We start from the raw sequence: 26100 nt of genomic DNA on the forward strand, positions 1-26100 counted from the left end.
AAAAAAAGGGCTGAATAATCAGCCCTTTTTAAATATAGTTTTATTAAAACTTAGAAACTAACTGTGTAGTTCACACGGTAGTCACGACCAAAGTTATTATACAAGTCTTGGTTGTCCCACGTACCAGCTGAAGAGAACACTGGATCTTCATCAGTTAAGTTATTAACAGTGAAAGTAACTGAACCGTAATCACCTGCATGGTAAGTATAAGTTAAGTTGTGGATTAACCAGCTGTCAAGCTTGCCATCTTGCTCGTAGAAACCATCACCATCTGAATCAAGTTCAGTTTCAGATGTGCTATCTGTATAAGTAGAGTTCCAAGATACTGAGTGATCTTCATAAGACCATGACACAGTTGCTACAGACTTAAGTTCTGGTTGACCAGACCAACCTGTAGTATTTTGAACCGTACCACCTACTTCTGAGTCATATGCAAGTACAAAGCTGTTAACATTGCTGAAACGTAAGTCACCGAATGCAGTTTCAAGGTTAGCATTGATTGTGAAATCGATACCTTCAATTTCGAAACCTGCACCGTTGAAGTAAGACGTACCTGCTTCAACTAGAGTACCTGATGCTGCACGCTTCAAGTAGAAAGTCTCGTTTGAAGTATCAGCATCGACTGCTACAGCACTGATTAAGCCAGCACTTTCGTCAGATAGAAGACCCTGTAGAGACTTAGACTGGATTACGTTTTCAACTGAAAGTTGGAAGTAATCAAGTTTTAAGCTCACATTGTCATTCACATCCCATGCTAAACCTAAGTTAGTGTAATCAGATGATTCTGCATCTAGCTCTGAGTTAGCTGTGTAATAAGTATCATATTGGCGTGATGTAGTTGAGCCGTTAGCGTAATCGATTGCTGACTCAGCAGAGAACGTACGTGCAGCATTTAACAAATCAAGACCAGGCGCACGGAAAGATTCAGAGTATGAACCACGTAATACTAGACCATCAGCAAGTTCCCAGCGAGCTGATACAGCTGGAGCAACATTATCACCGAAATCTGAGTAATCATCGTAACGTGCTTTTAAGTTAACTTCTACAGTATCTGTTACCGGTAACACTGTTTCAAAGAATACAGCTGTTACATCACGAACACCTTCAGAAGAGTTACCTGCTGAACCACCGATTAGACCTGCTTCTGACTGACCATCATAGATATCTTCATAAGTTTGCTCGAAGTATTCAGCACCTACATAGTGAGATACTGTACCACCAGATAATTCACCTAAATCAAAACCGATACCAGCAAAAACTTGGTCGAATGTAGAAGCAGACTCCTGAAGAGTAGTTGCTTTCATGTTAGCAGTACCTTCATCTGAGCCTAAATCGATATCATTTTGTTCGTTATAAGCAAGACCTGAATAAGAAAGGTAGTATTGACCTACAGACTTATTGTCAGCCTTGTTGCGGTGGTAATATACTTCCCAAGAAGCATTGTTCCAATCAATGAAACCACGAAGGCCCGCTGTAAGATCTAGGTTGTAATCATCAACGTTACCATCACGAGTACCGATACCTACCCAACGGAAAAGACCGTATGCGCCATCAACACCATATGGGTTATGTTCATTATCAGCTGACATGTTTGTCCACGCAGCAGCTGGAGGAGCGTAACGACCAAACGAAGAGTTTTGAACAAACATTGCTTGACCGAAGAACTCTACATTTTCAGATAGCTCATAGTTAGAGCTTACATATAATGTGTTACGGTCGATTGAAGCAGTGTTGTAAGAAACGTTACCGTAAGCATACATACAGTATTCAGAACCAGGGCCCCAATCTTCATTTGCGTCAACACGACGGAACGTATCTTCACCGTATTCTGCTATTAAATCATCACACTTTAAAGATGCAGATGCCGTTTCAAAATCTGGAGATAAAACAGTTGCACCGTAGTAAGACCAACCAACAGTATCAGCAGTGTAAGCTTCGATGTCACCGTCGCCGTCTAAATCACCAATTTTTGCCTTAGTGTATTCACGAGCAGCATCACTGATGCCTTTACGCTTTTGATGGTCGAAAGAGAACGTAATGTTACCTTTGTCGTTCGAAATACCACCAACCACTGAGAACTCAGATGAAGTTGTGCCTTCATCTTGGTCACGATGACCAGCACCAACATTGAAAGTTAAACCTTCAAAGTTGTCTTTTAAGATTACGTTAACAACACCTGCCATTGCATCAGAACCATAGATTGAAGAAGCACCTTCAGTCATGATATCGATACGTTCAACAGCTGCCATTGGAATAGCATTAAGGTTTGCAGAAGCACCACCAAGAGTAGGTGAACCTGGGAAACGACGGCCATTTAGAAGTACAAGAGTACGACGTGAACCAGCACCACGAAGGTTAATAGTTGCTTGCGACTGCGCTGAGCTACCTGAACGCTCAGAGAATGAACCGAAAGAGTTTAAAGAGCTAGAACGTAAAGCATCAGCAACTGTAAAGTCACCTTCCATCTTTATGTCTTGAGCTGTAAGTGAGATAACTGGTGACGCACCTTCAAGGTCAGTACGTTTGATACGTGAACCTGTTACTTGGATACGTTCAACTTTCTCTGCGCCTTCTTCGGCAGCAAATGAGTTTGCTGAAAAGGCTGCAGTTGAAACTGCACCAAAAGCAATCGCTAAGCGAACAGCTTTTGAAACTTTATTATTTAACATTTGATTCTCCCTGGACCACTATATTGCGGTTATTTTTATTTAGCTTTTGTAAACGATTACACATCTAAAGTTGCAATCACACAAAGATACTAAACAAAAAAATCACGACTGCCAACATCTGTTCACGAATAATTAAACTAATTTGAGCAATTAACCCAAAAAACACACCAAAAAGGTACAAAAATACACTTTAAAGGGACAATTGAAATTCTTTAAATGTTACAATTTAGCATCTGAGGATTTAATATGGGAACTTAGTTTCCTTTTTGACAACAATCAAAACAGGTCTAACTGGCTCTTTTTTGTACTTTGAAAGTCTAACTTTAATGGTTGAAGTATCATTTGTGCGATAGGTTTTATTTGTTTTTCGACATAGACTGCATAATCAAACTTGTTGCCAATTTGGTGTAATTGCGCCCCGTTATTTGTATATACATATTCAACAACCTGTCCCTTTGCTATTTCAAATTCAGGGTTATTAGCTTGATATTTTTTTATTGCTTGTACGTGAGGTGGGATGTTTTTTTGATAATCGGATAAATGTTGGCCTAGGCGTTTACGGTAAATTAACTTACTATCGAACTCACCAGCATATAATCGTTCGATATAACTTTCGATAACTGTTGTTAACATTGTGGCGTCAAAGTTATCTTTAAATAACAACTCAAAAAGCGCTACCTGAAATTCTTGTGCAAGCTGTGTCCAATCGCTGCGCACGGTTTCCATACCTTTGAATACCAGCTTTTTGTCTCCATCATTATCAACTTGACCCACATAGCGTTTTTTGGAGCCAGTTGTCTTTCCACGTATAGTGGGCATAAAAAAGGGACTGTAGTGAGTTTCAAATTCTATTTCTAAATAACTTTCTAAATCAAATCGACTTTTTATATCTTCTTGCCATTGTTTATTGATGATAAGAGCCAGCCGGCTCCCCTCCTGCTTACATTGCTGTGCAGTCATTGCTTCATCTAGACAGACAAAGGTCGAGTCAGTGTCGCCATAAATAACTGTGTGACCCAGTTCTTCGAGCCATTTACGTGTCGTTTGCATGATCTCATGGCCGCGAAGGGTAATTGAACTCGATAAACGCGGATCATAAAACCGACAGCCTTTTGAACCGAGCACACCATATAAACTGTTCATTATAATTTTAATCGCTTGCGATAACATAGGTTGGTCGGTTTCTTTAGCACGTTGGCGAGACGCAGCAAGCTCTTTGATTAAGTTTGGTAAATGATGCTGCTCTTTTGAAAAGTAAGCTTCATAGAACCCAGGGATTGCATCACTCACATTATCAAGCCCTTTAATTAAACCCAATGGATCAATACAAAAGGTGCGCATAATAGAAGGGTATAAACTTTTAAAATCTAAAACCAACACGTTTTTATAAAGTCCTGGTGTTGACTCCATAACATAGCCACCAGGGCTTTCAAACGTTAAACCATGCTCACCTAAATTAGGTGCAACATAGCCACTTCGGTGAAGTAACGGTAAGTACAAGTTAGTAAACGCAGCCACTGAGCCACCCATCCGCTCAAGCTCTAAGCCTGTTAATTCAGTACGAACAACGGCAAACTCTATAAGTTTAAGCTTATCGAATATTCTATTAACTAAAACGCAATCTTGGCGGTTATAGGCTGCAAGTGCCAGTTTGTCTTCATTATATTGGCGAACGATTTCACTTAAACGGTTATTGCTTTTTATTAGTTTCTCTTCACCTAATACTTTGTGACTCACGTTTGCAAGCGAAAAACTATCATAGTGATACGTTGCATTTTTTAACGTATCAATTCCATCGATAACGCAACGACCAGGTATTGTTAAACGCGTAAAATGACCTTCCTTTACAAATAGAGGTGAGTGATCTCTTCCTACTAATAGCTTTACTCCAAGCTCTTCAGCACGCTTGTAAAGGACAGAAAAGTCAAACTCGATTACATTCCAGCCAATGAGGATATCGGGATCCACTTCTAAGATAAAAGCTTGAAGGTGATTGAGTAAATCAAGTTCATCATGACACCACACAATTGACTTTTTAGATTCTATTGGCTCGCCAATCATCAGCACACAATCTATGTCATCACCCACAAGACCGATTGAGAAAAGTACTCCTTCTCCACTGCATTCTATATCTAACGATAAACGCTTAAATAAGGGTATATAGTTATCCGCTGCTTTTATTTGCGCATGATTAATTTGAATGTAATTTTGCTTTTGCGTGACCTCTCCAGTGACATAAACACTGCCACGAATAAAGCGCTCCATCAAAAAGCGGTCAGTGTGGCGAATATCTGCTTCATAAATTGAGATTGACGGCTCAAGTAATGTGCGTGCTTTATATAATGTTTGAGTTGAAGAAAAGTAACAGGCTATGCATTTTTCTGAGTCAAAATGGTGTATTGATACATCTTTTATGTCGACTGGAATTGTAGCGGACTGTAATAAAGCGCTTGCTTTTTCAACATCTGAGGAGCGTATAAAAAACAAAGCCGATTGATTAGGTATTAACACTTTTATCGGGCCAACATCGCTAGACAACCAATAACACAGAGTAATACCTTCTTGGGGGTTATACTTGTTAGAAGAGTATTGTTGCCTTGATAGTATAAAGCCTTGATAGATTGCTTGTGTCAATGTCCGATCCCAATTAATATATAGCACTGTAATTATATACATACTTTAGGTTATTCACCCATGCTTTCTGATCCATTAAAAGCCACCATACGAAAAATTCATAAGCATGTGGCCGATAACCTGAGTGATTACCGCCCTCGTAGCAGCCAAAACTACTTAGTCGCTGAAATAGCGAAAACACTAGCCGGTGAATACCATAAACAACAGCGTATTTGTGTCATTGAGGCAGGAACTGGTACTGGTAAATCACTCGCTTATTGCCTTGGGGCTTTGCCTTTAGCACTGGCGCAAAAAAAGAAACTTGTTATTTCAACTGCAACCGTTGCATTGCAAGAGCAGCTTATAAGTAAAGAGCTGCCATTTTTTAAAACCCATTCAGGGCTTGATTTTAAATTTGATTTAGTAAAAGGGCGCCAACGCTATATATGCGCACATAAGCTCCACAATGCTGTAAATGGTGATAGCCAAACACATATGGAATTTATGCCTTCGTTGAGCTCTCCTTTGAGCCCAATGGAAGCAAAATGCCTAAAACAACTTTATGATGCTTACACCAACAAAAAATGGCAAGGCGATAGAGATAGCTGGGCTGATACTATCCCTGATCGTGTTTGGGGGCTAATTGCCTGCGATAAGCACGCCTGTCAAAGGCAAATGAAAGCGCATCAAACATGCCCATTTCAACTTGCTCGCCAACGATTAATGCAAATGGATGTCTTGGTCATCAACCATTCCTTATTACTGGCAGATCTTGATTTAGGTGGCGGTAAAATTTTGCCCGAACCTGATAACACCATTTATGTTATCGACGAAGCTCATCATTTAGCACACATAACACGTGACTTTTCTTCTGCAGCAGCCACGATTAAAGGCACTATTGACTGGCTAGACAAACTCACAAAGTTCAGTGGGAAAATGGCAAAGGTTTTAGTCGGCCAAAAAGCAATAGGACAAAACTTTAAACTATGTGACAGCGTGAACGATGCTAATAAAGATTTAAAGGTTGTTCGCGATTTATTAGATAAGGCTGATTTTAATTACTCTAAAGATGACACGTATCGTTTTGAACATGGTGAAATACCCGATTCGTTATACAACAAATCTAAAGATATTAGCGAAGCGACCCTAGATGCTCTTCGTTGTTTAAATAAAATGCACGATACATTAGTACAAGATGTAAGTGATGGCGATATCAAACCATATATAGCCGATCCTATACTAGGTGAAAGTGGTCATTACATAAACCGGTTAGAGCAACTCAACAAGCTTTGGTTTAGTTATGCTAATAAAGGCGAAGGCATTCCACATGCGCGTTGGATAAAACGTTTAGAGTATAAAAACCATCATGATCACCTATTGAGTGACTGCCCTATCGAAGTGGGTTATTACTTGAAAGATAAACTTTGGCGACAATGTGCTGGTGCTGTTTTGTGCTCTGCAACATTAACCGCACTGGGGTCTTTTGATCATTTTGCATATGAAAGCGGCTTAGCCAAAGAAGAAGGCGTAAAATATCTCAAAGTGCCTTCACCTTTTGATTATCCAAATCAAGCTACATTACATATTCCAAAATCGACTATCGAACCTACTGATAAAGATTTTAGTGATCATTTAGCCTCTGTACTGCCCAATCACTTAAATAAACAACAAGCTAACTTAGTGCTATTTGCATCGTATTGGCAGATGGATCATGTAGTCAAAGCATTGCGGTTAAAGAACATAGATATTTTAGTACAAGGCGAAATGTCACGAGAAGCGCTTTTGAAAAAACATAATAAAAACATAGAACAAGGCAGAGGAAGCATATTATTTGGCACACAAAGTTTATCCGAAGGACTCGATTTACCCGGTAAATATCTTGAAAACCTCGTGATAACTAAAATTCCCTTTGCCGTGCCAACCTCACCGATAGAAGAAGCTCAAGCTGAGTTTGTTCAAAGTAAGGGTGGGAACCCATTTTTATCAATCACAGTGCCCGATGCAGCAAAGAAATTAGTACAAAGCTGTGGTAGACTGCTACGAAAAGAAAACGATCAAGGACGAATCACAATTCTTGATCGCCGATTAGTAACCAAGCGATATGGAAAAGCCATGCTTGATACGCTACCACCCTTTAAAAGACAAATAGACTATTAATGTTTGAACTTGCACTTGACCCAACAACATGGGCACTCCTTTGCGCTGTGGCACTGGCCGCAGGTTTCATTGATGCCATAGCTGGCGGCGGCGGTATGTTAACCGTACCTGCATTATTAACGGCCGGATTACCACCCCATTTGACTCTAGGCACAAATAAATTAGCCGCGAGCTTTGGCTCACTCACCGCAAGCGTAACGTATTTTCGTAAACAACTATTTAATCCCCGTTTTTGGGCCGCTTCAATCATAGCTACCGGTTTAGGTGCATTAATTGGCACACTGGTTGTTGATTACCTAAGTATCGAATTTTTAAATAAACTCTTACCCGTTGTGATTATTGTTGTAGCTTGTTACAGCTTATTCGGAAACCTGAGCGCGACTGAAGAGCATGCGTTACCTCCACTTAATCGCTCAACAAAGGTTAAGCAATGGCTGCAAGGCTTAAGCTTAGGTTTTTTTGACGGATTAGCAGGACCAGGTGCAGGTACTTTCTGGACTGCAACTAACAGTTTGCTTTATAAAATGAGCTTACTATTAAACTGTGGTTTAGCGCGTTCCATGAATTTTGTTTCAAACTTTGTGTCATTAATCACCTTTGTTGCACTGGGCCATGTTAACTTTATACTGGGCGTTACAATGGGGCTGTTTCTGATGCTAGGTGCATGGTTAGGAGCTCACTCTGCAATTCGCTTTGGTAGTAAGTTTATAAAGCCTGTTTTTAATACAGTTGTGATTATTTTAGCGCTTAAATTAATTTATGAGGCATATTTGTAATATGCAATCAATCGCGTTTGAAAAGCTTTGCCAGCAAGTAAGTACACTCAAGCAACAAGCTATCAAGTTTGATAATGCTAAATTACTTACTAAAAATCGTTATATGCAAGCTCAACCAAGCTTATTTGACCGTCGTGTTTTTTCTACTAAAAGCTTAAATTTGGCTGACTACGTAATTGAAATAGAAGATGAAATAGCAAAGTTGCCTCCTGCAGAGCATCGCCATGCTTACAATTATGCTCTCGAACGTATTGGCAACCAAGTAGAGGCCGTATTTATTGTTATTAAATCAACACCAATCTGGGCGAAAGAAAATAAAAATACATTTAAACCCCGCAATAAAGCAAAAGTTTTTCAGCAAACCGCAAAAAAAATCATGCAACCGATTCATGAACTCTATGATGAGTTAAAACAAAATCATGAGTTCGAGCGAAGACTTGTATTGATGATAGAAGAACGTAAGCTAAAAATGCAAAATGTCGGACCCGCTAAAGCCTCTGAATTAAATTTAGAAATACTAACCTTGCACGGTCGTTTAGGTCGCTGTAGAAAAGCAATATCGGCCACTGAAGAAAAAATTCAACTTGTTGAAAAAAAACAACTACGTTAGCTACTCTATCCAAACATTGTTTTTGCAAAAATCATAATTTTACGCTCAGTTTTGCAACAGATATTCGATTTATTCAACACCTTAGTATAAACTAAAATCAGTAACATAAATTAAGTGAGCAAAGCCGTGAGACTTCATGATGATATACACAACTACTTTGAAAAAATAGTGGTTGAAGAGATAATTAAGCGTAAGCTCGATAAGCAATATGACGATGATACTATGGCGGATTTTTGTTGCACTGTGTTAAATCAGTTAACACCGCGATATATTCGTTTTGATGTTGATATGGCTTTTTATTTGCCACAAGACGAGCGAATTCACATGGAAAACCAAGTAAACATTGCAATTGATGTTGCTATCAGCCAAATCGCAAAAAAAGGAAAGGTATGAGTCAAACACTTGAACAAGCACCTACCCACATAAAACTAGCTGTTGATCTCATTCAATTATTAGAAGAAAACAATGTCAAACCTGAAGATGTTTTAAAGGCATTGGAAATTATTAAGGGTGATTACACAAATAAACTGACTGCATCACCCACATAAATTATATATTACATCGCCTAGTGAAAGCTGTTACTCCCCTTTAAATATACCAACATAAGTAGCTTGCGTGTTTGATTTGCTAGCTCTATACATACCAGAGGTATTAAACGGCATACTCATGTTCCCTTCTCTATCAACAATTATTACACCGCCCGTTCCACCAATTGGTTTAAGCACGCCGTTAATAACCTCATCACCAGCTTGTGAAATTGTTTTACCTTGATATTTTACACGAGCACAAACATCTGCGGCTACGGTATAACGAATAAAGTATTCGCCATGACCAGTCGCTGATACTGCACAAGACTCGTTTTCAGCAAATGTACCGGCACCAATAATAGGCGCATCACCAATACGACCAAAACGTTTTGCAGTCATACCACCCGTTGAGGTACCCGCTGCTAGATTGCCATTTTTATCAAGCGCGACAGCCCCCACGGTACCCATTTTAAAGTTCACGGGCAGTGCTGAGTGAGCGGCTTGGTAGTCTTTACTTGTTTGCTTTGCTTTATCTAGTTTCTCTTTGGCTTTCAATAAAGATTTATATCGATTTTCTGTATCAAATAGATTGTTTTCAACTAACAGGACACCGTTATTTTTTGCAAACTCCTCAGCACCATCACCGCTAAGCATCACATGAACTGATTGCTCCATCACCAAACGGGCCAGGTTAATAGGGTTCTCAATGTGCTTTACACCGGAAATAGCACCTGCTTGGCGGTTACGCCCATCCATAATTGACGCATCTAACTCATGTTCGCCATCATATGTGTAAACAGCGCCACGGCCAGCATTAAAATAAGGGGAGTTTTCTAAAACATTTATTGCGGCTGTAACGGCATCCAGACTTTCTCCACCTAGATCAAGCACTTTATAACCAGTTTCTACAGCCTCTTTGAGTTTAGCTCTGTATGCTTTTTCTTGCTCTGGTGTGAACCTACTCTTTTCGATAGTGCCTGCACCGCCATGAATAGCGATTGCGAATGGTGTTGTGTTGGCAAGCAATTGTGGAGTAACAATAAGTGAGGTAGCGCTTATTAAGCTAGCTAAAACTAATTTATTCATATTTTTCTATTTAGTTTGTTTAGTGTGATACTACTGTGTATAAAGTTACCTCCTATTACAACCTTTACCAGATAAAACGCATAAAAAAAGCGCCTAGTGGCGCTTTTCGTCATACATGTTTAATTAAGCTTCTTGTGCTTTTAAACGTGCTAAACGCGCTACTTGGTGAGTAGACGTTAAAAATGAATACATTGGTGCTAAATAACCACGCTTACGAAGGTCTAAAAAGTCTTCATCGCTTAGTTCATTAAGCTTTTTCTCATCAATAAGGTAAATACCATTGATGTCTTTTTTCTCGCCTTTAATATCAACTGTTAGTGTCTGTGCAACTAGCAGCTCTTTATCAGCTAAAAATTTAGTGAACGCTTCTGTCACTTGAGAAAACTCAATAAAAGATACTAATGCTTCTTTACGACGCTTTAAATAATCAGTTTCTTCACCGTTTTCAAATAAAGCACTACCTTGCTCTTCACCAACTAGTGGGCTTGCTTCATCAATAACGATTCCGTACTGATCTTCTTGAGGATGCTTAACCAAACCTAGTGGGTAGCGTGTTGTTGCCATTGGTGCATAGGCAGCAGTCCATTTACCATCTTGAACAAATAAGTTTTCGCCTGGCTCTAAGCCGAACATAGCAACGGCCTGGAATTGACCTGTTTCATTATTTTTTACAAAAGACATTGGGAATTCATTTGCTACACGTGCAAACTCGTGTGCAACGACTGGCACTAAATGTTGTGATTTTAAAAATTCAACGTTGATGCCATTTTGAATTTTAGTGTTGGCATGTTTTTCGTTGTGTAAAGGCTGTACTTGTTGCTCCGCCATGTTACTGCTCCATTAAATTATAAATTATGTTTTTTGCTGTTAGTGCCCTAAGGCTAAAGGTTTTGAACACAAAAAGGAAGTGAAAATTTTGTGTCAAAGTGTACATAGCGCTTTTGATTAAATGCGGTAACTTTTGGTAAAGTACACTTAATTACTACGCCATCATTTATAGCGATGACGTGAACTTAAACTTTAGCTGATTTATCAATAAGACGTTGAAACTGCCCTAAAGAAATTAAATGAGAATAAATAGCTTCAAGCATGCCATTTTTTTGCATTAATAACATATCCTCATCGCTTAAAGTATTTAATAAATCTCGGTCTACAGAAAACAGTCCCGAGATCTGTTTTCTGTTACCATCACCCAAGTCAAACTTAAAACCTTGTTCAGTTAGCAGGCCTAGCTCACTCAATCTCTCAACAAACTGCTCAGAAACGACTTCTTGCTCTGCTAAGCTCTGCAGTTGCTTTTGCTTTGAAATAAGATAATCTGAAGGTTTACCGTCTGCGTTTACTAATGCATTGCCTTGACCCTGAACATTCAGCGCATCTGTTCTGATAGCCATTACAATGTCGCCAGCTTCGTTATTAGCTAATGCAAATGGGTACTTTGAGATATTCTGAGGTATATAAACGCTATCAAAATGGCCATTGTCAATAAATACATTAGACCCTGTATGAAGCCCTAGTATAGCAACCATTTGATATCCGCCTTGTTGCTTTTTGACGAAAGAGATTGGGAAGTTCAATGCCACTTTAGCTATCTCACTAGGTAATATACTTACCATATGAAGCTTACTGGCATGAGAAAATTTATCGTTAGGCTCTACATAATATTCTTTATGCTTTTCTAAGCTAAATACTTCATAATCATCTGACATTAATTACTCACTAATATGTTATTATTTTATTAAAAATAACATGTATTCAAGGTAAGTTAAAGCATGAAAATCGAACGAATAAGTGCAAATGAGGTTAATAATTTAAGAGGCTATCTTGAGGGGGTTAACACTCCAATAATTATTACTGATTTATTCAAAAGCTGGCCTGCGTTGGAGATTGCAAAAAACTCCGATGAGAAAATATTACGCTATTTAATAAACCACGCAAAGCCAAGGCTTGTAGATACTTTGATTATAGATGATAAATATAATGGTTTAATAGGTTACACAGATGACACTTTTAAATCTTATACTTTTAAAAAATATGATGCTCCTTTTTCATCCGTTATAAAAAAAATGATAATAGATTTAAAATCAAATGATAAAACAAAGGTAGCAGTACAAAGTGCCCTCATAAAAGAGTGTTTAACGTCTTTTCTAGACAAAAATCCTTCACCTGATTTTTTAAAAGATATTGAGCCTAGAATTTGGTTAGGTAATTCAGCAAGTGTCCCTGGACATTATGACTGCGACTATAACATTGCTTTAAACCTATGTGGGAAAAGAACTTTTTATCTCTTACCCACAGAATCGATTAATGATATTTACGTTGCTCCTATTGATAAGTCTATTACTGGACCTGCAATTAGCTTGGTAGACTTTGAACAACCCAATCTAAAAAAATTCCCAAAATTCTCTAAAGTAAAAGATGACGTTCTTAAAGCATCTCTGAATGAAGGTGAGGCTTTATTTATCCCCCCATTATGGTGGCATAATGTAAAAGCAACCGAACGGATTAATATTCTAATAAATTATTGGTGGAAAGATGAAGTAAGCAATAAAATTTTAGGGTGCGATCCATCAGATAGTTTACTTCATAGCATTCTTACTATTAGGCATTTACCAACAGAACAAAAAGAGTCATGGAAAAAGCTATTTGACCATTATATTTTTGAAAACACGAAGTATAGTAAGAATGAAGATGAAGGGTGTAACAGCATATTAGATGGGGATATAAACCAAATGAAAATGGCTTTTGAAGCGATTAAAGAAAAGCTTAAAACTAATTAATAGTGAATATTAAATTAATACATAAAAACTAATTTAAATCAATTTACACCTCAGTAAATGCTTTCAAATAAAAGTAGAATAAATAAAAATGCCGCTAAAGAGCGGCATTTTTTTCTAACAATAAATGTTAGAATTTGAAGTTTGCACCTAGTACAAATCGACGACCATTTTGGTATATTGACAATACACGGTCTTTACTAGTGTTGTACTCAACAACTTTTTCATCTGTTAAGTTAATACCTTCAAATACCACTGAAATATTTTCAGTAATGTTTACGTTGGCACTAAAGTCTAACTGACCGTAGTCATCATTCCAAAGCTCTGCGCCTGAAGAGTGTAAACCTTTATACCAAGCAGTACGGTAGTTATACATTGCACGAACTGAGAATAAGTCTTCTTCATAGAATGCTGATGCGTTAAACATATTCTCTGAAGCACCCATCACCAAGCCTGAACCAGGATTCATAACGTCACGTTTAGCGTCATTGCTTGCATCAGTGTAAGTGTAGTTGGCAGATAAACCAAAACCGTCACCTAAATCATACTGTAATGAAGCTTCAAGACCAGTAGTTGTTCCACCAGGGCCATTATCAGGACGCGTAACTGTAGCAGATACCCAAGTTTCAGTTTCTTGATCATAGAAATCTTGGCTATAAGTACCTGATGTTTGATAACTTTCTATATCTTTGTAGAACAATGTAACTGCAAACAAAGATGCATCATCAAAGTAGAATTCCCATGCAGCATCAAACTGATTCGCTAACTGTGGGTCTAAGTTAGGGTTACCCGCTTGAGCTGTAGGGTTATCTTCACCTAAGTCACCAGGTGCAGTGATTGGTGAGATGTCAAAGAAATTTGGACGTGCCATTGTACGAGCAGCAGATAAACGAACGATTTGGTCTTCTGCTAGGTCATATGACAAGTTAAAGCTTGGTAAAATCTCAGTATAAGTACGTGATTCAGTTTTCCACTCTAACGTGCTTGGTACTAAATCTGGGTTTAAACCTGGATTGTCAACTGTTAGTAAGCCCCAAGAATCTGGTGAGTACAAGTAGCCAGAAGAGTCTTGATCCGTTTGTGCTATACGTAAGCCTAAGTTACCGCGGTAGTCATCGCCAGAAAAATCACCTTGAATGTAGTAAGATGTTTTCTTTTCAACAACTTCAAATATTTCAGCTAAGTTCTTGTGAGCTGCATATGAGGCATTTGGACCTAAACCTAGCTCAAGCATTTTCGCACTGTTGTGTGTTAACTGCTGAGTAATATCGCCGTTAACAACATCTGAACCAACGCTATCAGTGCCTACAGATAGGTCACATTGTGCTAATGTAGGACAATCTGTAGCTAGAATCTGGTTCATGTAATTTGCGCTTACACCGTCATTTGCATAACCCCAGTGCCAGCTGTATGCTTCTCTATCTTGAGTACGCTTTTGGTCGCGATATTTAACACCAACTTTAATCGCTGTAAATGCGCCCATATCAACTGGGATATCAAAATCAACCTGTGCGTAAGACTCTTCATCAGTCGTTGGTTTATTACCACCCCAAATCCAACCACCGTTAAACTTAGAAGGATCTGTACCGTCAATACCTGCATTTACAGTTGGAGTACTTCCAGTTAAATCAAAGTTATAGTTGCCTTCACCGCCATATTCCCACGAAGTTTCGTTGAGCGTGCCGCCTTCAGCTTCAGTAGTACCAAGTTCAACATTCATAGTGAATGAATCAGTAGCAAAATCAATATCTAAATGGATAGAGTTTGTATCAGTACTTGAAATACGGTTAATGTGGTTCCAACGTACATCTGTACCACCTGAGCCTTTAACAGCATTCGCACCTTCATAGCTAAGAGTAGAGCTACTCGCAGGATTCATAAGAAGGAAGTTAGAGTTAGTGTTATTAACATCCATATTTGAGTCTAGGATATTAAGTGTCGCGCTAAAATCATCAGATGGTGCAAACTGGATTGAACTGAAAAATGTTGTTCTCTCACGATCTTGACGGAAAACTGGCACACCCATTGTACGAGGTGTGTATGTACCGTCATCATGCGCATCCCAACCTAGTACTTCAAAACCTTCACGACGAACAGTACGATCTGACTTAGAGCCTGAAACTAAAATACCAAATTTCTCGTCTTCATTTTTCCATGAAAACAAACCTTCGATTAATGGATCGTGTTTTTCTGATGCTTCTGAATATTGGCTTTGTAACGTGATGTTAGTCGTACCAGAATCCAAATCTAATGGCTTACGAGTGTGAAGGATAACTGTACCACCGATTGAGCCTTCATCTAATCGGGCTTCTGGTGATTTATAAACTTCAAGGTTACTTACCAATGATGAAGGTAACATTGTGAAGTTAAAGCTACGTGACGGATTATCAAGAATAAACCAATCCGCCGTACCTACATTCTGACCATTTAGCAAAGTACGGTTTTTAGTAGGATCTGAACCACGAACTGTGATTTTTTCACCTTCACCAAATTCACGGCTAACACCTACACCAGTGATACGTGATAGTGACTCAGCAACGTTTTTATCAGGAAACTTACCGATGTCTTCAGCTGTGATTGAATCAACAACTGCATTTGCGAAACGCTTGTTGTTGATATCCGCTTTAGCTGATGCGCGAATACCACGTACTTCAATTACTTCAACATCTTCTTGAACTTGAGTTTCTTCTGCTGCGAATGCAGCTCCAGTGAATCCGGCACTCATTACAAGACCGATATTTACTGCTAATAAGCTTTTTTTAAAATTTTTAGCTAACACAGGATTCCCCTTGAATCATTTTGTTGGTTTTATTTATCACTTCTGCCCAGTGATGATGACAGCGTTGTCATCTAGTAACAAACCATACACCCTAAATTACATTTGTGCTACATTTTTTAGCTAATTTCTGTACGAAAACAGCTCAAAAAAAAGCAACTTATTGATTTAAGGTGAAATTAAAAATGTAAATGAATAGTTTGTTACATTTTAACGGCGCAAATATACCATGATTTAATATCAAAAGAGAAAGGAGGAATACCTAATAAAGGTAAAAAAGGCAGCGAAATCACAACAATATGTAAACTTATCGCTCCACTTAAGCGTTTTAAAGAGCGAAAGCTCTATAAAATCAACATTGGCTGTAAAACAGATAATGATTTGCTATTGGGCAAATAAAACAAATCAAGGGGAAGTAAATAATTATCAATACCAATGACAGCGTTGTCATTTTGAATTATAAAGGCCTCTTCACCACATGTCTATCTTTATTTAATGCACGTAACAACTCTTCGATTAAAAGCTGATATTTAAACAAAGGCATTATGTAAGAACCTGTCAGCATCCATATACAACATGCTAAGGAAAGGGATTCTGAAACGTAGATAGGTAAACTGAGTTCTGTAGTGTGAAGATATTTGTATTTAATATCAGTTTATTAGCGAGTTTTTAACCAGGGTTTAGATTATGTATTCTGGTAAAAATGAAAATGCAGACTAAATGTCTGCATTTCTAATACTAGGAGCTGTTAAATTAAGGAGCCCAATAAACTTCTATGTTTATCGTTGGGTGATTAAGAACGGCTCGAAGTGGCATGTCGTTAACGTCTCCGCCTGCTTTTGCAGCTTTGTAAACAGCTAACTTTTCCTCACCACTAATGAGTAACTTAACCACTTTAGACTGCGCAATAGCAGACAAGGTTAAAGTCATTCGTTCAGTAATACTTCCTGTCACGTCACTTTCAATAGCATTAATCGCGCATACTAATTGCGATGTTGTTAAACCGAACTCTAGACCATCGGCATGTGGAAAAAGCGAAGCTGTGTGGCCATCTGGCCCCATACCTAAAATTGTTACGTCAAAAGCTTGTTTAAGCTGTTGATACGCTTTTTCACATTTTTCACTACCCTGCTCTGCCGTTTCTGCATCATTTTTCATGGTAATAAAATTAGCGGCAGCGCCATGATGTTGCAATAAAGTACTTTTTATAAATGCTTCATTACTCTTGTCATGACTTGCATCGACCCAACGCTCATCAACCATGGCTACATCGATATTTTTCCAATCTAGCTCTAGGTTTGAAAGGTGCTTGTAAGCTGGTGCCGGTGATGAACCACCTGAAACCATCAGTACAGCGCGACCGTCTTGCTCAATGCCAGAAACTAAATTTTTCTCAAGACTAGCAGACAGTTCAGCAGTTAGTGCTTCTTTTGAATCAAAAAACTTCTCAGTAATATGTGCCATGCTTATCCCTTTTCGCCAGTGTTGAACCATACATGATTTTTTTCAGCAAGAAGATCATCCGCATCTTCCGGGCCCCAACTGCCAGCGCGGTATAATGCAGGCTTACCTTTCTCTTGCCAGCGTTCGATAATTGGATCAATCCACTTCCACGCTTGGCGAACTTCATCACGGTGTATAAATAGTGACGGATTATTTGCTGCAGCATCAAGCATTAAGCGCTTGTAAGCATCAGAATGGAAACCATTACTATAGGCCTCTGATAACTCAATATTCATAGTGACGGGTTCTAATTGCATTTCAAGATTATCAAGACGTTTTGACATCAAAGTAAGTTGGATGGTTTCTTCCGGTTGCAAACGGATTACAAGGCGATTTGGCTCTATTTTACCTACATTATCACCGTAAACATTGTGTGATACTTTTTTGTATTCAACAACAATCTCAGCACAGCGTTTGGCCATGCGCTTACCTGTACGTAAATAAAATGGAACACCCGCCCAGCGCCAGTTATCTATGTGCGCACGAATAGCTACAAATGTTTCTGTTTTGCTGGCGCCTTCGTTCAACTCTTCTAAGTAACCTGGAACAATTTTACCGTCTAGATCACCTGGTACATATTGACCACGAATAATATTGTCATCAACATCACCATCGACCAATGGACGCAAAGACTCCAATACTTTTAATTTTTCAGTACGAATACTATTGGCATTTAATTTATTAGGTGATTCCATTGCAACAAGGCAAAGTAGTTGCAATAGATGGTTTTGCACCATGTCACGTAATGCACCGGCTTTGTCGTAAAACCCTGCACGGCTCTCAAGACCAACCGTTTCTGATAAGCTAATTTGAATGTTATCAATCGATTTAGCATCCCACATATTTTCGAACAATGAGTTTGAAAAACGAAGTGCCATTAAGTTTTGAACTGTTTCTTTACCTAAATAATGGTCAATACGGAATATTTGCTCTTCAGTAAAGTATTCAGCAATTTTTGCATTGATTTCTTCCGCTGACTGACCACAATAGCCTATTGGTTTTTCAACCACTACACGAGACGTCGGGGTGATCAAACCTTTAACTGACAATATTTCACAGCAACTACCATAAACAGCAGGTGGTAATGACAAGTAAAAAACACGTGATTTTTCTGATGAATCACGATCAAGAATATCTTTTAATTTATCCCAGTCGCTATCTGCTTCGGTTACATTGGTAACAACCGGAACTAGAAAAGCAGAAAATGCTTTCCAATCTTTGCTGTTAAACTCACCTTTACTGAGAAACTGTTTTAACGCTTCATGCGCGGTTTCGATGTATTCTGCACGTTTACTTTCTTCGCGAACGGTCGGTAAAATACGCGACCCCTCTGGTAGATTCCCTTCTTGATATGCGCGATACATTGCTGGAAGTAATTTGCGTAATGCAAGATCACCACCGCCCCCAAAAATTACAATATCAAAAGGATTTAGCATAATTAACTCTCTACGTTAGCATTGCCCAGTTGTCGACTACTTTAATTGCAGTTCAGGCATACGTTTTTGTTGTTTAAAGTGATGTCAGCTTTTCGCATCGAGAAAAAGCCTGTTGAATTCGATTCTATATGGCTGATTAAATGAGCCTTAGGGGCTCTGTATATCCTCTCACAAATATACAGGCCCTAAGAACTCCAGCGCTACCCGTTCAAAGGTATTTGGTTTGCAATCAGCATTTACTAATGCCAATCGCTAAATTAGTTAAGCGCGATGCGCTTTGTAGTAGCTCATTAAACCTTGAGTTGAACTATCATGGGTATGTTTAACTGTTTCATCAAGTAACTCAGCTTCTATTTTAGACGCCAATCCTTTACCTAACTCAACTCCCCATTGGTCAAAAGAGCATATTTCTAGAATGATACCTTGGCAAAATATTTTATGCTCATACAGCGCAATTAAACGCCCAACTGCTTTTGCATCTACTACATCTAAAAGGATAGAGGTTGTGGGTCTATTGCCTTTGTGTATTTTATGGTTTAACAGCGTTTCGATTTCACTCTCAGATTTACCTTTAGCCGTTAAATCTGCACGTACTTGGTTTTCATCAACACCCATCATCATTGCTTCTGTTTGAGCAAAAAAGTTAGATAGTAATATATCGTGGTGTTGCCCAACATTTACCTGCGGCTTAACAGAGGCTATAAAATCGGCCGGAACAATGACGTTGCCTTGATGCAAGCATTGGTAAAAAGCGTGTTGGCCGTTAATGCCCGTCATGCCCCAAATGATAGGAACCGTCGTATAGTTAACCGTTTCTCCTGCAAAGTTAACGTGTTTACCATTACTTTCCATTTCACCTTGCTGTAAATAAGCAGGTAGCATGTGCAAAGCTTGATCATATGGCAATATTGCTTGTGCGTCGTAGCCAAGAAAGCTTGTATTCCATACGCTTAATAAAGCCATCAATAGTGGGATATTTTTATCATTAGGTGTTGATTTAAAATGCTCATCTATTTCAAACGCGCCTGCAAGTATATCTTCAAATGCTTCGAACCCTAAATAAAGCGCTATAGGTAATCCTATCGCACTCCATAATGAAAAACGACCGCCAACCCAATCCCACATTGTGAATACGTTTTCATTTGCAATACCAAAAGCAGCCGTTTTTTCTAAATTTGTGCTGACAGCGACAAAGTGCTTAGCAATAAATTTTTTGTCATTAGCTGAACTTAAAAACCAATCAACAGCGGTTTTAGCATTCGTCATTGTTTCTGATGTGGTAAATGTTTTAGAAGAAATAACAAACAATGTCGTTTCAGGATCAATTTGTTCTAAAACCGATGCTATTTGTACGCCGTCAGCATTAGATACATAGTGAACGCTAAGGGTATCGTCGGCATAACTTTTAAGTGCTTCAGTAGCCATTTGAGGCCCTAAGTTTGAACCACCCACCCCAATACTCACAACAGACTTTACAGCTTTACCTGTGTAGCCTAGCCATTCACCTGAACGTACTTTCGCTACAAATCCTTTAATCTTTTCAAGCTCGGCGTTGACAACGTTACTGACATTTTCACCATCAACAACTAGGTCACTGGCGTGTCTATTTCGAAGCGCGGTATGAAGCACAGCTCTATTTTCTGTGAAATTAATTTTTTCACCTGAAAACATTTTATCGCGCCAAGCAGCAACATCACAATCATCGGCAAGCTTTAGCAATTGGTTTAATACTTTCTCATCAATAAGTTGCTTAGAGTAATCAAATAATATTCCGGGGGTCTGAGTCGAAAATAGCTCGAATCGACTGCTATTATTGGCGAATAGATCTTTAAGGTGAACTTCTTTCATCTTATCAGCACTGGTATTTAGTGCTTGCCAACTAGCTAGTTGTGAACGACAACCCATTTTTAACATCCCCTAATAAACTTGCAACAAACTGATTTATAACTATCTTTATAGAACTATAGTGAAGCGATAGTCTAGTAACCTACAAACGAAGTTAACGATAAGTTAAAATGACAACGCTGTCAATGTTCTGATTTTATATTTTACATTCGAGATAATAGCTTAATTTTACTCGTTTGACACCGGTATCATAAAAATTTTATCAATTATTTTACTGCTAATTTTACTTTACATTAGATACACTAGTTGGCTTGATGAGAATTTTAAAAAAACATCGATTCGATTTTGAACAAATAACGGCGCTTGATAAACGTATAAACAACACGATAATAACAACCTAATAAGTAACTGTATGAAAGTAACCATAAATGATGTAGCTAAGCTTGCTGGCGTTTCAATGAAAACGGTTTCGCGAGTGATAAACAAAGAGCCTTCCGTACGTAAAAAAACCTTTGATGTGGTTATGGAAGCAGTAAACGAACTAAATTATCAACCCAACCTTGCTGCTCGTAATCTAGCTGGAACGTCTTCATTCACTATTGGATTAGTCTATGATAATCCCAATGCTTATTATGTAATCGATATGCAAAACGGCGTGCTCTCGCGTTGCAAAGATGAAGGCTATGAACTGGTTATTCACCCATGCAGTTATTCTGAAGCGAATATGGAGCATGATTTTAAGATGATGATCAAGCGTTCTAGGCTTGCAGGTTTAGTGTTGACCCCTCCCCTATCAGAGCAAAGCAGCATTACTAATTTATTAGATGAATTAAATATACACTATGTTCGTGTTTTGTCAGGTCGCCCAAGTGAAGAGGACCAGGATACGTGTATATATGTTAACGATTTTAAAGCCGCTTATGAGATAACAACGCACCTTTTAAAGCATGGCCACAAAAACATTGGATTTATCTGCGGTGATAAAGAGCATAAATCGACAAGCGAACGATTAGAAGGTTATAAAGCTGCGATGGCAGATCATAATACTCAAACGAACGATGCGTTTATTTATGATGGTAAATACTCGTTCGAATCAGGTGTTGAAGGTGCGCAAACGTTATTAGCAGATGACAATAAATTAGCTATCACTGCTATTTTAGGCGGTAATGATGAAATGGCCGCGGGAGCACTTTTCGCCTCGCGTTTAATGGGAATAAAAATACCGGAACAGCTCTCGATTACTGGTTTCGAGAACTCTCCTTTCTCACGCCAAACATGGCCTAAGCTTACAACAGCTCATCAAGAAAACGATGTAATCTCTCAACATGCTGCACGGTTGTTATTTACAAAGACGAGAGGAGCGAGAAATCAAGATAAAGATATTATCACTTCATTCACTCCTTCAATTGTCGTCAGAGATAGCTCAGGACCAAAGCTGTAAGCTAAGCAAAATAGGCGCTCATGTTAGCGCCTTTTTTATTGGGTAATTCCAGAGTTTGGTTAATATACGGCTAAAGTAACGCTAAACCGCCTTTAAGATTGTACACATTTTCAAAACCAATATGTGCCAAATTATTCGCAGCTTGTTTTGAGCGATTACCACTGCGGCACAATAAAATATAACGATGTGCCTTTTCTAATTGCCCAGTCACTAAAGCATGCGCCATTCGACTCAGTGGTATATTAATAATCTGTCCTTTATTCAAATTGAATGTATTATGCAGATCATTAGCACCGTGCTCGTAAGGCTCTCTGGTGTCTATCAGAAACGTATTATCTTCCCTCAACATGATCTGGGCCTTCGTTACATCAACTTGCATTAAAGCAGGCTCATCAAGCGTTGCAGCAAATCCACATAAGCTCGCTGAATGGCTGGTAATTGTGTGAGCGTCATTCTCTTGTTTGGCTTTAACAAATTCAGCATCAGATATTGCACCCGACAATAAGGCACTTAACAATGGAGTTTGTTGAATTTGTGCATGCCAGTTAATAGCAAAACACTGCTGGTAATCATGGCCGGAGCAGATCACTGTTTCATTTTGCACGATTTGATTTAGCTGACGCAACGAGTTAGCCATTTCATCTGCATCCCCCCCTGCTAATAACGTATTACCAAGCCCGGCTGGCAGTAGTAAATCGCCACAGAAACAATATAAAATCTGGCCTGATTTTTTGCTTCGTATTAAATAACTCATACTATCTTTACTATGGCCAGGGGTTTTAATGCGTTCCAAATTAATATGGGTTAAGTCAAGTGCCTCTTTATCATCAGGCCAACCCAATTTATCTGTTTTAATATTACTTAAAGTAGAGGAAAAAGCACTTTCATAAAGTGTCCTTGCTGAAATACGATCTTGGTGATCATGCGTATCCAATATTGCCACTATGTTTAATGCTTGCGTGTTAACTATTTTTTCAAGTCGTGGAAGCATTTCAGCAATCGGATCGACAAGGATGGCCTCTTTACTGTCACTTACATAAAGCCAACTACATGCTCCTTGATGCCTGTATTGAGTTAACCCTAAAGCACATGTTTCTTGTTGAGGCGACAATGCATCAGACACAACTAAACAGTTTGCTTGCAAAATAGGCTTTAATGCACAAATTCGCTCACATGCCAAATCTACCTCTAAAGCTGACATGGCAGGACCAAATGATAAACGTAAGGCATTTTCACTTTGCCAATTTGATGCACCCATCGCATCAAGTACAAAGCTTCTATTTGCACCAGAACTACATGCTGAGCCTCCACTTATACGTATACCTGCAGCATCAAATAAATCCATCACTTCTTTACTACTTAACTCATCCACAGAAAAGTTCAGTGTTGTTGGCACACTGTTGTCGAACCGATGATTGAATGTGATTTTTCCAAATGTATGGGTTAAAGCTGCATGTAATTTATCGCGGTACTCGTTCAGTACGCTTATAGGCTTAAATGTAGTGTCCGTTTCATCGAGCAATAAACTAAACAGTTTATTTAATCCCGCTATTCCGGGTAAGTTTTCAGTACCTGAGCGCATGCCACTTTCTTGTCCACCTCCAGCAATAAATGGGGTGTATTCACGTCCCTGACGAATATAGAGTAGGCCAATCCCTTTTGGTGCATACAATTTATGACCTGAAAATGGCGCATAATCAATCGTTGTATCGCTCAAAGCCAGATTTGTCTTTCCAAGCGCTTGAACGCAGTCAACCATCCACGCGACATCAGTATTATGCGCTCGAATAGCCTTTTCAATAGCAGCTAAATCTTGATAAACACCGGTTTCATTATTAACCGCCATAGTACAAATCATTAAAGCGTTTTTGGCATGCTGTGTAATAAAGTCTAAATCAAGGGTTCCGTCATTTAACACTGGGATCGCCAACACATCTGCATGAATCCCCAGAACTTCATTCCAATGTATTAATGTATTGGGAACTGCTTTGTGCTCGGTTGCACCATATAACAGTACAGGCTTTTTAATTGAGTGGTCTTTAGCTGCAATTAGTGTTGACACAACAGCAGTTTGAATACCTTCTGTGGCACCGGATGTAAATAATATATCGCCGCATTGCGCCCCAATGACTGTCCGTGCTTGTGCCCGTGTTTGCTCTAATAAGTGTTTTGCCTGAATTCCGGTTATGTGTGAAGAAGACGGATTACCAAAGCAAGTTTGCATGGTGTGCAAAACAACGTCAGCAATACAAGGTAAAACAGGAGTAGTTGCATTTGCATCGAGATAAATTTGCGCGGTTAGATCTGCACAAGGGACATGTTCGGACATTAAAAACGCACCATATTACTAAAAGATATATCTTATAACACATTCTACATAAATTTTATGTTTGGTGTAATAATCAATTCATCTCTATGGTGCGTTATCTATTCTATTTAAGACTAAAGGCTGCTCACCCCTGCGGCTCGGCTAGTTGCTCTTCTTGCTTCGTAGACCACGCATTAATAAGCGCTTTGACCAATGAAGCTAGCGGAATGGCGAAAAATACTCCCCAAAACCCCCAAAGCCCACCAAAAAACAACACTGCAACAATTATGAAGACTGGGTTTAAGTCTACCGCCTCTGAAAACAGTAAAGGCACTAAAACATTACCATCAAGCGCTTGAATGATGCCGTAAACGATGAGTATCGTCCAAAATTGCGTTTCTACACCAAACTGAAACAGTGCAACAGCAGCAACTGGAATAGTCACCAATGCCGCACCAACAAATGGTATGAGAACGGAAAAACCGACTAATACACCTAATAACGCAGCGTAGCGTAAGTCCAAAATAGTAAAAGCAATAAACGATACTGAACCCACTATCAAAATCTCAAACACTTTACCGCGGATATAGTTCATGATTTGCTGATTCATTTCGTGCCAAACTTGTAAAATTAAACGCCGTTGTTTGGGCACTAATTTCGCCACACTTTGCGTTAGTTCAAGCTTATCTTTTAACATAAAGAAAACTAATAAAGGCACAAGAATCAAATATATTAACCACGCAGCTACATCTTTAAGCGACGTCAAAGAAGCAGATAAAGCTACTTGACCAAATTCAATAACTTTACCTTCTACACTCATTACTACCGATTGCACCTGCTCAGCGTTTATTAAACTAGGGTATTGCTCAGGTAAATGTAATAAAAAGTACTTCCCTTTTTCAATCATATGAGGTGATTCTTGCAGCAAGTTACTTGCTTGCTGCCAAAGCACGGGACCCATTCCCACTATTAAGGTAAGCATTAATCCTGTAAAGGCTAACATAACCAATATAGTTGCCGTAAATCGCCTTAACCCGAGTCGCTCTAAATGTGCAACTGGCCAATCAAGTAAATAAGCAATAACTAAAGCAACCAAAACTGGAACAATTAATGAACCAAAGAAATAAAATAGCGCCATTAATGCGACTAATAAAAATAATAAGGTAACCGAATGAGGGTCTGAAAACTTTCTTTCGTACCATGCTTTTACATATTCAAACACGTTGTGGCTCCACCATTAACAGCCCAAGCTGTTTTTGTAATTGGTAATGATATTTATGCTTTTGCAAAAAACGTTCAATATCAGATGTTGATTGCTCTATTGTTAACGTAAACTTAATCGGCTGTTGATAAAAGTTTGCCTGTTTTAAGCCCAGCTTGAAATGAATAAACTGTTGTGGGCATTTATATGCGCGTAAATCTTGTTCTAACATAACTTCTCACTGTGAAAAAGTAAGCTCAGAACGCGAATTTTCCTCACCTACATCATTGCATTTTAAATCAACTGCAATTTTTTCTTAAAACCCTCTGCACAATGGTTTATCCTTATTAAATATATTGTAGTAAGGAAAGCCCC

19 protein-coding genes are annotated in these 26100 nt (G+C 38.7%); 7 read left to right on the forward strand and 12 right to left on the reverse strand.

Annotation, left to right across the window (positions count from 1 at the left end):
• Positions 1 to 50 precede the first annotated feature (50 nt).
• Together ACHUE3_RS07185 and ACHUE3_RS07190 are read right to left on the reverse strand one after the other, a co-directional pair.
• Positions 51 to 2669, reverse strand: a complete 2619-nt coding sequence (locus ACHUE3_RS07185; protein ID WP_394191546.1) for a TonB-dependent receptor domain-containing protein — start codon at positions 2667 to 2669, stop codon at positions 51 to 53.
• Positions 2670 to 2945: 276 nt separating this feature from the next.
• A complete protein-coding gene (locus tag ACHUE3_RS07190; protein ID WP_394191548.1) occupies positions 2946 to 5303 on the reverse strand; it encodes a DNA polymerase II in 2358 nt (785 codons plus the stop codon).
• Positions 5304 to 5363: 60 nt separating this feature from the next.
• Between ACHUE3_RS07190 and dinG the strand changes: the two genes are divergently transcribed.
• From dinG to ACHUE3_RS07215, 5 genes are all read left to right on the forward strand, one after another.
• A complete protein-coding gene (dinG, locus tag ACHUE3_RS07195; protein WP_394191550.1) occupies positions 5364 to 7439 on the forward strand; it encodes an ATP-dependent DNA helicase DinG in 2076 nt (691 codons plus the stop codon).
• Positions 7439 to 8215 carry a sulfite exporter TauE/SafE family protein gene (locus ACHUE3_RS07200; protein ID WP_394191552.1) on the forward strand — a complete coding sequence of 259 codons (777 nt, stop codon included), beginning with the start codon at positions 7439 to 7441 and terminating at the stop codon, positions 8213 to 8215. The genes dinG and ACHUE3_RS07200 overlap by 1 nt, the downstream gene beginning before the upstream one ends.
• A gap of 1 nt (position 8216) precedes the next feature.
• Positions 8217 to 8825 (forward strand): primosomal replication protein, encoded by a 609-nt coding sequence (locus ACHUE3_RS07205; RefSeq protein ID WP_394191554.1) that lies wholly within the window; start codon positions 8217 to 8219, stop codon positions 8823 to 8825.
• A gap of 126 nt (positions 8826 to 8951) precedes the next feature.
• Positions 8952 to 9218, forward strand: coding sequence for a late competence development ComFB family protein (locus tag ACHUE3_RS07210; RefSeq protein ID WP_099295879.1), 267 nt, complete (start codon positions 8952 to 8954; stop codon positions 9216 to 9218).
• The gene (locus ACHUE3_RS07215) at positions 9215 to 9373 is read left to right on the forward strand and encodes a DUF2496 domain-containing protein (RefSeq protein ID WP_394191557.1); all 159 of its coding nucleotides are present in this window, start codon (positions 9215 to 9217) and stop codon (positions 9371 to 9373) included. Before ACHUE3_RS07210 ends, ACHUE3_RS07215 begins: the two co-directional genes overlap by 4 nt.
• Positions 9374 to 9403: 30 nt before the next feature.
• Here ACHUE3_RS07215 and ACHUE3_RS07220 read toward each other — a convergent pair whose 3' ends face one another.
• The 3 genes from ACHUE3_RS07220 to ACHUE3_RS07230 form a co-directional block, all read right to left on the reverse strand.
• Positions 9404 to 10438, reverse strand: a complete 1035-nt coding sequence (locus tag ACHUE3_RS07220) for an isoaspartyl peptidase/L-asparaginase family protein (RefSeq protein ID WP_394191559.1) — start codon at positions 10436 to 10438, stop codon at positions 9404 to 9406.
• Between the two features lie 123 nt (positions 10439 to 10561).
• Positions 10562 to 11266, reverse strand: a complete 705-nt coding sequence (locus tag ACHUE3_RS07225; protein ID WP_394191561.1) for a SapC family protein — start codon at positions 11264 to 11266, stop codon at positions 10562 to 10564.
• A gap of 185 nt (positions 11267 to 11451) precedes the next feature.
• Positions 11452 to 12147 (reverse strand): SapC family protein, encoded by a 696-nt coding sequence (locus ACHUE3_RS07230; protein WP_394191563.1) that lies wholly within the window; start codon positions 12145 to 12147, stop codon positions 11452 to 11454.
• Positions 12148 to 12210: 63 nt separating this feature from the next.
• On the opposite strand from ACHUE3_RS07230, the gene ACHUE3_RS07235 reads away from it, so the two are divergent.
• Entirely contained in the window at positions 12211 to 13218 is a 1008-nt protein-coding gene (locus ACHUE3_RS07235) for a cupin-like domain-containing protein (RefSeq protein WP_394191565.1), read from the forward strand.
• 127 nt (positions 13219 to 13345) lie between these two features.
• On the opposite strand, the gene ACHUE3_RS07240 is transcribed toward ACHUE3_RS07235, so the two are convergent.
• The 4 genes from ACHUE3_RS07240 to pgi form a co-directional block, all read right to left on the reverse strand.
• Positions 13346 to 15994, reverse strand: coding sequence for a TonB-dependent receptor (locus ACHUE3_RS07240; RefSeq protein ID WP_394191567.1), 2649 nt, complete (start codon positions 15992 to 15994; stop codon positions 13346 to 13348).
• 750 nt (positions 15995 to 16744) lie between these two features.
• Positions 16745 to 17455, reverse strand: coding sequence for a 6-phosphogluconolactonase (pgl, locus tag ACHUE3_RS07245; RefSeq protein WP_394191569.1), 711 nt, complete (start codon positions 17453 to 17455; stop codon positions 16745 to 16747).
• A gap of 2 nt (positions 17456 to 17457) precedes the next feature.
• Positions 17458 to 18930, reverse strand: coding sequence for a glucose-6-phosphate dehydrogenase (gene zwf, locus ACHUE3_RS07250; RefSeq protein WP_394191571.1), 1473 nt, complete (start codon positions 18928 to 18930; stop codon positions 17458 to 17460).
• A 261-nt stretch (positions 18931 to 19191) separates the two neighbouring features.
• Complete coding sequence (pgi, locus tag ACHUE3_RS07255) at positions 19192 to 20835, reverse strand: glucose-6-phosphate isomerase (RefSeq protein WP_394191573.1); 1644 nt, start codon at positions 20833 to 20835, stop codon at positions 19192 to 19194.
• Between the two features lie 352 nt (positions 20836 to 21187).
• Here pgi and ACHUE3_RS07260 point away from each other — a divergent pair, with 352 nt between their 5' ends.
• Positions 21188 to 22216 carry a LacI family DNA-binding transcriptional regulator gene (locus ACHUE3_RS07260; RefSeq protein ID WP_394191575.1) on the forward strand — a complete coding sequence of 343 codons (1029 nt, stop codon included), beginning with the start codon at positions 21188 to 21190 and terminating at the stop codon, positions 22214 to 22216.
• Between the two features lie 70 nt (positions 22217 to 22286).
• On the opposite strand, the gene ACHUE3_RS07265 is transcribed toward ACHUE3_RS07260, so the two are convergent.
• From ACHUE3_RS07265 to ACHUE3_RS07275, 3 genes are all read right to left on the reverse strand, one after another.
• Complete coding sequence (locus ACHUE3_RS07265; protein ID WP_394191577.1) at positions 22287 to 24545, reverse strand: aminotransferase class V-fold PLP-dependent enzyme; 2259 nt, start codon at positions 24543 to 24545, stop codon at positions 22287 to 22289.
• A gap of 124 nt (positions 24546 to 24669) precedes the next feature.
• Positions 24670 to 25746 carry an AI-2E family transporter gene (locus ACHUE3_RS07270; protein WP_394191579.1) on the reverse strand — a complete coding sequence of 359 codons (1077 nt, stop codon included), beginning with the start codon at positions 25744 to 25746 and terminating at the stop codon, positions 24670 to 24672.
• On the reverse strand, positions 25739 to 25957 hold the full coding sequence (locus tag ACHUE3_RS07275) for a sulfurtransferase TusA family protein (RefSeq protein ID WP_394191581.1): 219 nt from the start codon (positions 25955 to 25957) through the stop codon (positions 25739 to 25741). The genes ACHUE3_RS07270 and ACHUE3_RS07275 overlap by 8 nt, the downstream gene beginning before the upstream one ends.
• Between the last annotated feature and the right edge of the window lie 143 nt (positions 25958 to 26100).

Origin of the sequence: Pseudoalteromonas atlantica, from assembly GCF_043641955.1 — a bacterium.
In the GTDB taxonomy this organism is placed as follows: domain Bacteria; phylum Pseudomonadota; class Gammaproteobacteria; order Enterobacterales; family Alteromonadaceae; genus Pseudoalteromonas; species Pseudoalteromonas atlantica_A.